Source organism: Lacicoccus qingdaonensis (genome assembly GCF_900101075.1).
Classification (GTDB): Bacteria; Bacillota; Bacilli; order Staphylococcales; family Salinicoccaceae; genus Lacicoccus; species Lacicoccus qingdaonensis.
This window is the reverse complement of the sequence record NZ_FNFY01000002.1, coordinates 113,871-126,822: the sequence shown is the minus strand read 5'-3', so window position 1 is coordinate 126,822 and position 12,952 is coordinate 113,871. Positions and strand designations below refer to the sequence as shown.

10 protein-coding genes are annotated in these 12,952 nt (G+C 47.2%); 9 read left to right on the top strand and 1 reads right to left on the bottom strand.

All coding sequences use genetic code 11. The features are described from left to right. Positions 1–3 precede the first annotated feature (3 nt). The 5 genes from BLR15_RS02080 (at position 4) to BLR15_RS02060 (ending at position 6,866) form a co-directional block, all read left to right on the top strand. Complete coding sequence (locus tag BLR15_RS02080; protein WP_245696479.1) at positions 4–690, top strand: M15 family metallopeptidase; 687 nt, start codon at positions 4–6, stop codon at positions 688–690. A 130-nt stretch (positions 691–820) separates the two neighbouring features. Next, entirely contained in the window at positions 821–1,489 is a 669-nt protein-coding gene (pcrB, locus tag BLR15_RS02075) for a heptaprenylglyceryl phosphate synthase (protein ID WP_092984187.1), read from the top strand. A 1-nt stretch (position 1,490) separates the two neighbouring features. After that, positions 1,491–3,686, top strand: a complete 2,196-nt coding sequence (pcrA, locus tag BLR15_RS02070) for a DNA helicase PcrA (protein ID WP_245696502.1) — start codon at positions 1,491–1,493, stop codon at positions 3,684–3,686. A 7-nt stretch (positions 3,687–3,693) separates the two neighbouring features. Next, positions 3,694–5,661 carry an NAD-dependent DNA ligase LigA gene (ligA, locus tag BLR15_RS02065; protein ID WP_092984185.1) on the top strand — a complete coding sequence of 656 codons (1,968 nt, stop codon included), beginning with the start codon at positions 3,694–3,696 and terminating at the stop codon, positions 5,659–5,661. Positions 5,662–5,666: 5 nt separating this feature from the next. Then, positions 5,667–6,866, top strand: a complete 1,200-nt coding sequence (locus BLR15_RS02060; RefSeq protein ID WP_092984183.1) for a CamS family sex pheromone protein — start codon at positions 5,667–5,669, stop codon at positions 6,864–6,866. Between the two features lie 234 nt (positions 6,867–7,100). Here the strand turns inward: BLR15_RS02060 and putP are convergent, their stop codons facing one another. Beyond that, complete coding sequence (putP, locus tag BLR15_RS02055) at positions 7,101–8,663, bottom strand: sodium/proline symporter PutP (protein ID WP_092984181.1); 1,563 nt, start codon at positions 8,661–8,663, stop codon at positions 7,101–7,103. A gap of 290 nt (positions 8,664–8,953) precedes the next feature. Between putP and gatC the strand changes: the two genes are divergently transcribed. From gatC to BLR15_RS02035, 4 genes are all read left to right on the top strand, one after another. Then, complete coding sequence (gene gatC, locus BLR15_RS02050) at positions 8,954–9,244, top strand: Asp-tRNA(Asn)/Glu-tRNA(Gln) amidotransferase subunit GatC (RefSeq protein ID WP_092984179.1); 291 nt, start codon at positions 8,954–8,956, stop codon at positions 9,242–9,244. Positions 9,245–9,255: 11 nt separating this feature from the next. Further along, entirely contained in the window at positions 9,256–10,731 is a 1,476-nt protein-coding gene (gene gatA, locus BLR15_RS02045) for an Asp-tRNA(Asn)/Glu-tRNA(Gln) amidotransferase subunit GatA (RefSeq protein WP_092984177.1), read from the top strand. Continuing rightward, positions 10,732–12,174: an Asp-tRNA(Asn)/Glu-tRNA(Gln) amidotransferase subunit GatB gene (gene gatB, locus BLR15_RS02040; protein ID WP_092984175.1), complete on the top strand. Its 1,443-nt coding sequence runs from the start codon at positions 10,732–10,734 to the stop codon at positions 12,172–12,174. A gap of 63 nt (positions 12,175–12,237) precedes the next feature. After that, complete coding sequence (locus BLR15_RS02035) at positions 12,238–12,843, top strand: class I SAM-dependent methyltransferase (protein ID WP_176754027.1); 606 nt, start codon at positions 12,238–12,240, stop codon at positions 12,841–12,843. The last annotated feature ends 109 nt before the right edge of the window (positions 12,844–12,952 follow it).

The window sequence follows — 12,952 nt, the reverse complement described above, 5'->3', positions numbered from 1 at the left end:
GATGTGAATTTTACAACTCGTATACTTATAATCGCGGCAATGCTTCTGGTGCTTGCAGGCTGCGGGAACGGAGAAGCGGAGCCGTCCGATGCGCCGTTCGACGCTTTCAGCAAGACCATCGAAGCATACGATGTCAGTGAGCTTGCCGTACCGACATGGAGAGATGTGGACGGCGTCACGTATATCAATGATATTCTGATCGTCAATGAAGAATACGGTCTGCCGGCCGACTACAACCCGGGTGTCGAACCGGAAGTCATCGAAGCATATACCGAACTGATCGATGATGCAGCGGCGGAAGGGTTTGACCTCGTCATCGTCAGCGGGTTCCGTTCGTATCAGGACCAGGTGGAAGTGTATGATCATTTTGTAGAGACACTCGGACAGGAAGCGGCGGATCTCCGTACGCTGCAGGCGGGACATTCCGAGCATCAGTCGGGTCTTGCAGTGGATATCGGTTCGGTGGAAAGCGCCTCGACCGCTGCAATTCCGTTCGGTGAAACGCCTGATTATGAATGGATGAAAGATGTTGCGCATGAGTACGGCTTCATCATCCGTTATCAGGAAGGCAAGGAAGACATTACCGGCCTCGGCTATGAGCCGTGGCATATCAGATATGTCGGCGAAAAAGCGGCAACAGAAATATATGCACAGGACCTGGTGCTTGAAGAATATCTGGGCATCGATTGAACCGGCGTCATGATAAGTCATTCTTATCATGACGTTTTTTATATAATTTGACGAATTCACATATAATTAATAAAAAGATACCCGTGAAAATGATATAATATTTTTATGAAATTTATTGGGAGTTTTTAATATGTTAAAAGATGCAAAGCATATATTCAAATTGGACCCCGCGAAGGAAATAACGGATGAAGACCTGGAAAAGATTGCAGAATCCGACACGGATATGATTCTGGTCGGCGGTACGGATAACGTGACCGAGGATAATGTTTTGAATGCATTATCCAGAGTCAGGCGGTTTTCAAAATCCGTCGCTCTCGAAGTGACCAACAAGGATGCGGTCATGCCCGGGTTCGATCATTACTTTATTCCGAGCGTCTTCAATACTTCAAATATCAGATGGCAGCACGGCCTGATGCTGGAAGCGCTTCGGGAGTACAGCCACCTGATAGACTATGAGGACATTTCAATGCTGCCTTACATCATTATGAATGAAGACTCGAAAGCATTTGAAAAGGCTGAGGCGAAGCCGGTCACAGCAGACGAACTGCCGCACTATATAGACATGATAGATAAGCTGTACAAAGCGGAGTATGTGTATATAGAGTACAGTGGTATGTACGGCGATCCGGAGATGATGGATATCGTGAGTCAGCATACGGATAACACGCATGTCATATACGGCGGCGGCATCTCATCAAAGGAACAGGCAAAGGAGATGTCACAGTATGCCGATACGATAGTCGTCGGCAACATCATTCATGAAGACGTTAAAAGGGCGCTTCGTACAATCATTAAATAAAATGGAGTTTTTAAAAATGGATTTATCATTGATGAATAAAGAACAAAAAGAAGCAATCCAGCATACGGAAGGGCCGCTTCTTATCATGGCGGGTGCGGGCAGCGGGAAGACACGCGTACTGACACACCGCATCGCCTATCTGCTCGCAGAAAAAGGGGTGCCGCCGTACAATGTGCTGGCCATCACATTCACTAATAAAGCGGCAAGGGAAATGAAGGACCGGGTGCATGCACTCATTCCGAACGCAGACGATGCCCACAAAATATGGATTTCGACATTCCACTCGATGTGTGTCAGAATACTGCGCCGTGATATCAGCCATCTGGGATATGAAAACAGCTTTTCCATCCTGGACCCGACCGACCAGAACTCGGTCGTCAAAAGCATTTTGAAAAACAGGAACCTGGATACGAAACAGCACCATCCGAGAAAGATACTGTCCTACATATCGGATAAGAAAAACCAGCTGATCGATCCGGCGGAAGCCATGTCTGAATCTGTGGGCTTTTCCGACGGCCTGTACAGTGAGATCTACAAAGATTACCAGGAAATCCTTTACCGCAACAGCTCGCTTGATTTTGACGATCTCATCATGCTGACGATCGAACTGTTCAAAAAAGAGCCGCAGGTGCTCGAATACTACCAGAACCGATTCCAGTATATCCATGTGGACGAGTACCAGGATACGAACCAGGCGCAGTATGAACTGGTCAGTCTGCTGTCCCAGAAGTACCGCAACATCTGTGTCGTGGGCGACTCCGACCAGTCGATCTATAAATTCCGCGGTGCGAATATCGAAAACATCCTGAATTTCGAAGACGATTATCCGGATGCGAAAGTGATCTTCCTTGAACAGAACTACCGCTCGACGAAGACGATACTGGATGCAGCAAACGCGGTCATCGGCAACAATACATCAAGAAAACCGAAGGACCTGCGCACCGTACGTCAGGGCGGTAAGAAAATAAAGACCATCCTGGCGGATTCAGAACGCGCGGAAGGCCAGGAGATCCTGAGGCATGTCATGGATCTTTCAAGCAAGTATTCATACAGCGACATGGCTGTCCTGTACCGTGCGAACTCACAGTCGCGTGCAGTCGAGGATGCATTCGTCAAAGGGAGCGTTCCCTATAAGATGATCGGCGGCATGAAGTTCTACAGCCGCATGGAAATAAAGGACCTGATGAGCTATTTGAAAGTCATCCAGAATCCGCATGACGACATCAGCTTTGAACGCATCATCAACACACCGAAGCGGGGCATCGGTCTGAAGACGGTTGAAAAACTGCTCAACTACGGCAGCGTCAATGAACTGAGCATGTACGACGCCATCAAGGAAGCGGACTTCATCGGCATTCCAAAAGGTGCGATCGTCACTCTGATGAAGCTTGAAGACATGATTGAAAATCTGCGCAAAAAATCGAAGTTTCTGTCCGTCACGGAACTGGTGGATGAAGTGCTCGAAGATACAGGGTACATCAGCGTGCTTGAAAAAGAGGATACGCTGGAGTCGAGGAGCCGTATTGAAAACCTGGAGGAGTTCAAGACGGTCACACGGGAATTCGACAACGATAACGACGTGTCGGATGAACTTTTATTCAACTTTTTAAGCGACATGGCGCTCGTCTCCGACCAGGACAGCGTAGAAGCGGACTCGGGGGTCACTCTGATGACGATGCACGCCTCAAAAGGTCTGGAATTCAAAGTGATATTCGTCGTCGGTCTGGAAGAGGGCATTTTCCCGTCACAGCGGGTGATGTTCGACGAAGATGAGCTGGAAGAGGAGAGGCGTCTGATGTATGTGGCGCTGACACGCGCCGAAGATCAGCTGATACTCTCAAGGGCGGATTCGCGCATGATCTACGGTAAAATCGAAAGCAATGTCGAAAGCCGGTTTTTAAAGGAGATTCCGACTGAACTGATCGACGGTGGAGTGGTGGAAATCGATTCGAAGAAAGCGCAGAATCCATTTGCGAAACGCGGCGGACGGACGCATCGTAGAACGCCGACGGTCCTTACGGATAACAGCGGCGTGACTTTCAAAGTCGGTGACAAAGTCGCCCACAAGAAATTCGGAGACGGCATCATTTCCAATATCAAGGGCGAGGGCGATTCGAAAGAACTCGACATCATATTCACCAAAGAAGGGCCGAAGCGTCTGCTTGCCAACTTTGCACCGTTAGAGAAAAAGGAGTAGATGATTCATGGAAGAGAAAATAAAATCATTGCAGGAGCGGCTGAATCGCTATAATTACGAATATCATGTGCTGGATGCGCCGACTGTTCCGGACAGTGAATTTGATAAACTACTCCGTGAACTGATTGAACTTGAAGCAGAATATCCGGAATATAAGAGCGATACATCGCCGACGGTCAGAGTCGGCGGGGAAATTCTCGACCGCTTTGTAAAAGTGGCCCATGATACGCCGATGCTGAGTCTCGGCAATGCGTTCAACGAAGAGGAACTGCGTGCGTTCGACAAGCGTGTCAGGGACAACGCCGGTGAAGTGGAATATGTCTGTGAGCTGAAAATCGACGGTCTCGCGGTCTCCCTTAAATATGTGGACGGCGTGTTCGTCCAGGGGGCGACCCGCGGCGACGGCACGGTCGGAGAAAACATTACGACGAACTTAAGGACGATCCGTGCGATTCCTCTGACGCTAAAAGAACCGATGTCTTTCGAAGTGCGCGGCGAGGCGTATATGCCGAAGCACTCGTTCCAGCGTCTGAACGAGGCGCGCACTGAAAAAGGCGAGGCGCTGTTTCAAAACCCGCGTAATGCTGCCGCAGGTTCTCTCAGGCAGCTGAACTCCAGACTGGCAGCGGAACGCCACCTGTCGATCTTTTTGTACAGCGTCAACAATTTCACCGGCCTTGACGCCGGCACCCAGGACGAGGCGCTCCGTGCACTGGACGACCTCGGTTTCAAGACGAATAAAGAGCGCAGAAAAGTCGGCAGCATCGATGAAGTGATCGACTACATCGACCACTGGACGACGCATCGTGCAGAGCTCGACTACGATATCGATGGCATCGTCATCAAAGTGAATGACCTGGAAACACAGGAGCAGCTGGGGTATACGGTCCGTTCGCCGAGATGGGCGGTTGCCTACAAGTTTCCGGCGGAGGAAGTCGTCACTGAAATTGAAGATATCGAGCTGACTGTCGGAAGGACAGGCGTCATTACACCGACTGCACTGCTGACGCCGGTGAAAGTCGACGGCACAACAGTCGCAAGGGCTTCACTCCACAACCATGAAATGATAGAAGAGAAAGATATACGCATCAACGACAAAGTCATCATCAGGAAAGCGGGGGACATCATCCCCGAAGTCGTCAGCGTAATCATGGATGCGAGGACGGACCAGCAGGTCTACAACGCCCCGACGACATGTCCGAGCTGCGGTCATGAGACCGTCAAGCTGGACGAGGAAGTCGCAATCCGCTGCATCAACCCGGGCTGCCCGGCTCAGCTTGTCGAGGGCATCATCTACTTCGTATCACGCGGTGCGATGAATATCGACGGCCTCGGCGAAAAAGTCGTCAGACAGCTGTATGATGCGGAACTGATCAAAGACATCAGTGATCTGTATGATCTTAAATATGACGACCTGATTGAACTGGAACGCATGGGTGACAAAAAAGTCACCAACCTGCTGGGCGCGATCGAGGCATCGAAAGAAAGAGGCCTCGGCAAAGTGCTGATCGGGCTCGGTATCCGTTTCCTCGGCGCCAAAGCATCTGCCCTCATCGCCGAGGAGTTCAAGGACATCGATACGATCATTTCAAAGGAAGAAGAGGACTTTATTCAAATACCTGAAATCGGTGAAAAGATAGCGAAATCCATCGTCACCTATACACATAATCCGGACTTCCAGGAACTGATCGAGAAGCTGAAAAGTCATGGCGTGAATATGACCGAGGAAGTCGTCGTGCCTGAAACGACGACGTTTGAAGGGATGACATTCGTTCTGACCGGGAAGCTTGAGCAGCTGACACGGAACGAGGCGAAAGCCATGATTGAAAATGCCGGAGGGAAAGTGACGGGCAGTGTGTCCAAAAACACGGATGTCGTCGTTGCCGGCGAGGATGCGGGCAGTAAACTGGAGAAAGCGCAATCCTTAGATGTTACAATATGGAATGAGAATGAATTTATTGAAAATATGGAGTAATCATTATGAAATTTAAATCACTATTGATATTCATGGTTTTTGTGTTCGCTGCCTGTGGATCGGACGTGGAGCAGATGAGTGACCAGACGACAGATGAAGAGGAAAATGTGACGAGAGTCCCTGCTGCGGAACGCGAGGAGACGGTGACGGACAGCAATGGTGAAAACGGCTATTATCAGACGGTGATACCATATGAAATTTCACCTTCAAGAGGGTTGACGAGCAGCAATATGGTTTCAAGCTATAATATCGAAGCATTTGAAAAAGGGCTGTTTGATATAAGCAGGAACGTCTTCCCGACAGATGAGTATGTCTTCCGGGAAGGCCAGATATTCACCGAAGACATGGTCAGAGGATTTCTCGAAAGGGAGTATACCCGTGAAGAAATCGAAGAGATGTCGGAAGATGAGCTTGAAGAGAGCAATGCCTTCAGCAACCTTGGGCTCAACCCGTCGACTGAAGGCCTGACGGACCCGGAAGAGATTGCCGAAGAGGCGCCGCTCTACCTTTCCCACATTCTTGAGCAGAACTATCTCATCCAGGATGAAGAAGGGAATACGACGCTCGACGGCATCACGATCGGGCTCGCGATGAACAGCGTCCACTATTATCAGCGGGAAGAATACGGGACGACATATTCCGTAAGCCTGGATCGGGATGAAGTCGAAAGACAGGGCAGGCAGATGGCGAATGAAATACTTGAAAGACTGAGAGCGAACGAGCAGTACAGCGATCAGACGATCACATTCGGCATCTTCATCCAGTCGACGGACACATCAATCACTCCCGGAAACTTTACATCATATGCCGTTGCAGAAGGCGGCGAGGATGAATTATCCTCATTTACGGAAGTGGAGGAAGAATACGTCCTCTTCCCGTCATCAGAAGGCGCGGAAATCAGTGAACAGGTCAACAGTGACTATCAGGTGTTCAATAGAAACCTGTCCTCATATTTTGACAACTTCACGACATCCATCGGCTACGGCAGATTCATTGACGGTTCAATGAAATCCCTGACGATTGAGATTCCCGTCCAATATACCAGCCAGGGAGAAATCATCGGCATCACACAATACGTCGAAGGCCTGATGGGAGAACACTTCTCCGGCTCCAGGGTCGAAGTGTCGATCGAGGATAAGAATGAAACATACTCACTCATTACAAAAGATGAAAACGACCAGATCAATACCCATATTTACGAATAAACTGCTTAAAGACGCCCGCCGGCCATGCGCCCGGCGGGTATTTTCGGTGCCTGGATACTGATCAGGCGTATGGCTCGTGCCATGGTAGTGAAACGACGACGGCACGAGGCGTTCCCCCGACATGGCACAGAAACGATGTCGGGAGCCACGCTGAGGACTCTCGCCAATCACCAGCGGCAAAAAAAAAAAGTACCCGCTCAATCGAGCGGGTACTCTCACAAAATCCTTAAGATTTTAGTTTGCTTTAAGAATGCGTTCTGTCTCTTCGAATTCTGTTGTCATTGCTTCAGTAACTTCTGCAGGTGGAGTAGACATCTTACTCACTACGATACCGGCGATAGTTGAAAGGATGACACCAGGGATCATTTCGTACAATCCTGTACCGAATGTACCTGCTGCAATCCAGATGATGACTGTGGCAGCACCTGTAACGATTGCTGCGACTGCACCGTTTCTGTTCATGCCTTTCCAGTGAAGTGCAAGAACGAGTACAGGTCCGAATGCGGCACCGAAGCCTGCCCATGCGTTGGCAACGATGTTCAGAATGACTGATTCGTCGTCCCATGCAATGATGATTGCAACGATTGAAACGAGAATGACTGAAATACGGCTTGCCATTACATACATCTTATCCAGCTGTTCTTTGGATTTCGTCTCTTTTGAAATCATTTTCTTTCTTACGAGTTTATAGAAATCCTGTACCAGTGAACTTGATGTTACAAGAAGCTGGGATGAGATTGTACTCATGATGGCAGAAAGAATCGCTGCTAAGAAGAAACCGCCGATGATCGGGTGGAAGAGTACCTGGCTCATAAGAATCAGGATTGTTTCCGGGTCTTCTACGGCATGCTGAGTCTCATCGATGAATGCGATACCGAGCAGACCAGTCAGTGATACACCGACCAGGCCGATAGCCATCCAGCTGATACCGATGCGGCGTGCTTTCGGCAGAAGCTTGTGCGTTTTGATGGACATGAAACGAACGATGATATGCGGCTGGCCGAAGTAACCGAAGAACCATGCCAGGTTACTGATTATGGTGACGAATCCAACCCCGCTGATCAGTGATAAGTAGTCAATGTCGTTCAATGCCCCGATCTCTTCAATCTGGACGAACGGCTCAACACCGTTGCCTGTCAGGTAGAACCACGTAACGATTGGTATCAATACAATCGCGATGATCATTATCGTCCCCTGGAAAAGGTCGGTCAGACTCACTGCCAGATATCCGCCGACAAATGTGTAGAATATTACAATTGCCGCCGTGATGAATAATCCCCAGTGGTAAGGCATGTTGAATGCGTTCTCTGCCAATTTACCGCCGGATACCATTCCGCTCGCAGTATAGACTGCGAAAAATATGACGATGACAATACCGGCAACGATTTTAAGTATGTGGTTATTATCTTTAAAACGATTTTCCAAAAAGTCCGGTATTGTAATGGAGTTTTCGGATACTTCGGAGTATACGCGTAGTCTTGGTGCAAGTACTATGTAGTTTACGTAAGCACCCAATGTCAAACCGATTCCGATCCAGGCACTGGATAAACCAACACTATACATATCTCCCGGCAGCCCCATCAACATCCATCCGGACATATCCGAAGCACCTGCGGATAACGCTGTTACCCACGGTCCGATATCTCTGCCACCCAGTGTGTATTCATCAAGACTGGATGTGGATTTTTTATAGGCATAAACACCTATTCCAATTAAAAGTGCAAAATAGAGCGCGATCATTACCATCTCGATCCATCCTGCAGTAAAACTAAAACCATTCATTGAATTTAAAATCATTTCCTCGCCTCCTGTTAAGTACAATACATAAACAAATTAAGTAATGCAACAAACGATTTTACTGTGCAGTGAAACCAAATTGAGACAACCCTTGATAAGATAAGGGTTAAAGCGTGTGTAAACATACACAAATAAGTTTACAATATTTGTCTGTAATATACAAGTCGTTTTTCCAATAAAGTGAATAATGAAAAAATTAGCCTCAAATACGGATTATACTGATATAGATTAGATTTTTATGATGATATTTGATAAAATTTAAATGTTGTTATAAAAACTGGAGGGTTAATATGTCTGAAATTACTACAGATGTTGTGAAACACGTTGCAAACCTTGCAAGAATCGATATTCAAAATGAAGAAAAAGCACAGGAATTCACCAATGAACTGGATAAAATCGTTGATTACGCAAAACAGCTTGATGAGCTGCAATTATCCGAAACAGAACCGATGTTCCACGCGCTGGATCTTAAGAATGTGATGCGTGAGGATGTAGCAAATGAGCCCCTTTCTCAGGATGAGGCTTTAAGCAATTCAAAATCCACAGAAGACGGACAGTTTAAAGTCCCTAAAATGCTGTAAGGAGGCAGACCGTGAATATTTATGAACTGACAGTAGAAGAACTATATGAAAAAATCGCACAAAAAGAACTGAAGCCTTCGGAAGTGGTCGGTGCTTTATTCGAAGACATTGAAAAGATCGACGACACTCTGGGCTCTTTCCTGTTTATAAATAAAGAGAATGCGCTGAAGCAGGCAAAAGAACTGGATGAACTTCAGGCACAGGATAAAATGGATGGCGCGTTATTCGGCGTGCCGATGGGCATCAAGGACAACATCATCACCAAAGATGTGCTGACAACATGCGCGAGCCGCATGCTGGAAGATTTCCATCCGATATACGATGCGACTGTAATGGAGAAACTGAACGGAGCGTCATCGGTATTGATGGGTAAGAACAATATGGATGAGTTTGCCATGGGCGGTTCGAACGAGACGTCGTACTTCAAAAATGTACGCAACCCTTGGGATACGGACGCTGTACCGGGCGGTTCATCGGGCGGTTCGGCTGCTGCGGTGGCTGCAGGCCTTGTACCTTACTCACTCGGCTCCGATACAGGCGGATCTGTCAGACAGCCGTCGGCATTCTGCGGCGTGGTCGGTATGAAACCGACATACGGCCGTGTATCACGTTACGGCCTGGTTGCATTCGCTTCCAGTCTGGATCAGATCGGACCGATCACGAGAAATGTCCGTGACAACGCGAAAATTTTAAATATCATATCAGGTACAAACCACAGGGATGCAACGAGCATGCCAAACGTGGACCAGGACTTCTTAGAAGGCATCGATGCAGATCTTTCAGGCAAGAAGATTGCCGTACCGGAAGAATTCCTCGGCGAAGGCATCGATCAGGAAGTGACTGATGCTGTTGAGAAAGCAATTAAAACATTTGAAGAAATGGGTGCGACTGTCGACCGGGTTTCATTCCCTCATATTAAATATGTCGTTTCTGCATACTACCTGATCGCCTCAAGTGAAGCGAGCTCAAACCTGGCACGCTTTGACGGTATCCGTTACGGCTACAGGGCAGAAGGTACAGAAACACTTGAAGAACTTTACAGAAAAACACGAGCTGAAGGGTTTGGCGAGGAAGTCAAGCGCCGTATTCTGCTCGGCACTTTTGTACTCAGTGCCGGCCACTATGACCAGTACTACATCCGCGCACAGAAACTGCGCAGCAAGCTTGAAGCGGATATGCTGAAGACTTTCGAGGACTATGATCTGGTCATCGGACCGACAACGACAAGTGCTGCATATGATATCGGAGAAAAAATCGACGATAAATTAAGAATGTACAAAGAGGATATTTTAACGATTCCGGCAAACCTGACAGGCATGCCGTCAATCTCGATTCCGTGCGGACTGAGTGAAAAGAAGAGACCGATCGGCTTACAGATCATCGGCAACCACTTCGAAGAATCCAAAGTTTACAACGCAGCATATAAATTTGAAGAAAAATATAACCTTCACGAAGAATTAAAAGAAGTACAAAAGGAGCTGAGATAAATGCATTTTGAAACAGTTATCGGACTTGAAGTCCACGTTGAATTGAAGACGGCAAGCAAAATGTTTTCAGATGCACCGGCTCATTACGGCCAGGAACCCAATTCAAGTCTGAGTGTCGTAGATTTAGGGTACCCTGGAACATTACCTGTACCGAACAAAGAAGCGATCAATTATGCAATGAAAGCCGCGATGGCGCTGAATATGGACATCGCAGATGTGACCAACTTCGACCGTAAAAACTATTTCTACCCGGATAACCCGACAGCATACCAGATTTCACAGATGGATGATCCGATCGGGCAGAACGGCCATATCGATATCGAGGTGGACGGTGAAACGAGAAGGATCGGCATTACAAGACTTCACCTGGAGGAAGATGCGGGTAAGTCCACACATAAGGACGACTATTCACTTGTGGATCTGAACAGACAGGGCACACCGCTCGTCGAAATCGTATCAGAACCGGATATCCGCACGCCTGAAGAGGCATATAAATATCTGGAAAAACTGAAGGCGATCATCCAGTATACGGGTGTATCCGATGTGAAGATGGAAGAAGGTTCACTCAGATGTGATGCCAACATTTCACTCCGTCCTTACGGCCAGGAAGCGTTCGGTACGAAGGCAGAGCTTAAAAACCTGAACTCATTCAACTTCGTAAGACGCGGCCTTGAGCATGAACAGGTCCGTCAGGAAAAAATCCTGCTCAAAGGCGGAGAAATCGAACAGGAAACACGCCGTTACGATGAAAAGACAGGCGAAACGATTTTGATGCGTGTCAAAGAAGGTTCGGATGACTACCGTTATTTCCCGGAACCGGATCTTGTCGACATTCATATCGATGATGAGTGGAAAGAACGTATCAGAAAGACGATTCCTTTATTGCCGGATGCACTGAAAAAGAAGTATATCGAAGATTATAAACTGCCTGAATACGATGCAGAAATCTTAACTTTACGAAAAGAAACTTCAGACTTCTTTAATGAAATGGTTGAAAGCCACGGTGCGGATGCGAAGCTTGCATCGAACTGGGTGATGGGCAACGTCAATGAGTATTTGAATAAAAACCAGGTTGAACTTGCAGATGTCGAATTGACGCCGAAAAATCTGACAGATATGATTGCTCTGATCGAAGACGGCACCATCTCGAGCAAGCAGGCGAAAAAAGTATTCACTGAACTGGTTAAAAATGGCGGAGATGCTAAAAAGGTCGTCAAAGACCTGGGTATGGAACAGATTTCCGACCCTGCAGTACTGACTGAAATGGTCACTGAAGTGCTGGACGATAATCCGCAGTCTGTCGAAGACTATAAAAACGGTAAAGACCGCGCAATCGGATTTTTAGTCGGACAGATCATGAAAAAATCCAAAGGCCAGGCCAACCCTAAAATGGTCAACCAAATTTTAATAGAAGAGATTGGCAAAAGATATCATGCTAAATGACAGACTCTGTTGATGAGTCTGTCTTTTTATTTTATGAAATATACTTTCAGGGGAGGTGTGGAGATGAAGACTGAGGATCATATAAAAAAGTTCGACAGACAGGTGGATGTATATGTACGGATGCGGGATAACGATAAATTTTCTAAATACCGCAGCAGATTATTCCATAAGGCTTCAGGAGATGTACTGGAAGTCGGGGTCGGAACCGGCTTGAATTTCCCGTATTTTAATGAAGTGGAAAAACTGACCGCAGTGGATTTCAGTGAACCGATGATTGCGGAAGCGGAAAAAGAGGCGGTAAAATATCCATTTCCAGCCGACTTCATCCGGGTAGACGCAGAAGATGCAGAATTCGAGGATGATTCATTTGATACGATCGTTTCTTCATTAAGTTTCTGCTCATACAATCATCCTGTGGAATTGTTGAACAAATTCAATCTGTGGTGCAAAGAGGGTGGCAGAATATTATTGTTTGAGCATGGTCTCGTTAAAAATAAAGTGCTCCAGACAGTGCAGAAGGCAGTCGATCCGCTGACGATGAGTGCGATCGGCTGCCATCAGAACAGAGATATTGAGGCACTCGCAGAAAGTTCCGATCTTAAAATAGTGGAGGTCAAAAGGTACGTGCTTGGAGCGCTTTATTTAATTGAGGCAAAACCGCTGAAATGAGAGGGGGATAAGTTGACAGAAAATTTAGATTCAATTAGAATATATTTGACGTATACTGTAAGCGCATACAACGATGAATATACTATAACCCATACGCCAAAAACGAACA

Coding starts and splice junctions, on each gene's coding strand:
- gatC (WP_092984179.1), top strand. CDS start 8,954: ATGTCTGAAATTACTACAGATGTTGTGAAACACGTTGCAAACCTTGCA.
- pcrA (WP_245696502.1), top strand. CDS start 1,491: ATGGAGTTTTTAAAAATGGATTTATCATTGATGAATAAAGAACAAAAA.
- pcrB (WP_092984187.1), top strand. CDS start 821: ATGTTAAAAGATGCAAAGCATATATTCAAATTGGACCCCGCGAAGGAA.
- putP (WP_092984181.1), bottom strand. CDS start 8,663: ATGATTTTAAATTCAATGAATGGTTTTAGTTTTACTGCAGGATGGATC.
- ligA (WP_092984185.1), top strand. CDS start 3,694: ATGGAAGAGAAAATAAAATCATTGCAGGAGCGGCTGAATCGCTATAAT.
- BLR15_RS02060 (WP_092984183.1), top strand. CDS start 5,667: ATGAAATTTAAATCACTATTGATATTCATGGTTTTTGTGTTCGCTGCC.
- gatB (WP_092984175.1), top strand. CDS start 10,732: ATGCATTTTGAAACAGTTATCGGACTTGAAGTCCACGTTGAATTGAAG.
- BLR15_RS02035 (WP_176754027.1), top strand. CDS start 12,238: ATGAAGACTGAGGATCATATAAAAAAGTTCGACAGACAGGTGGATGTA.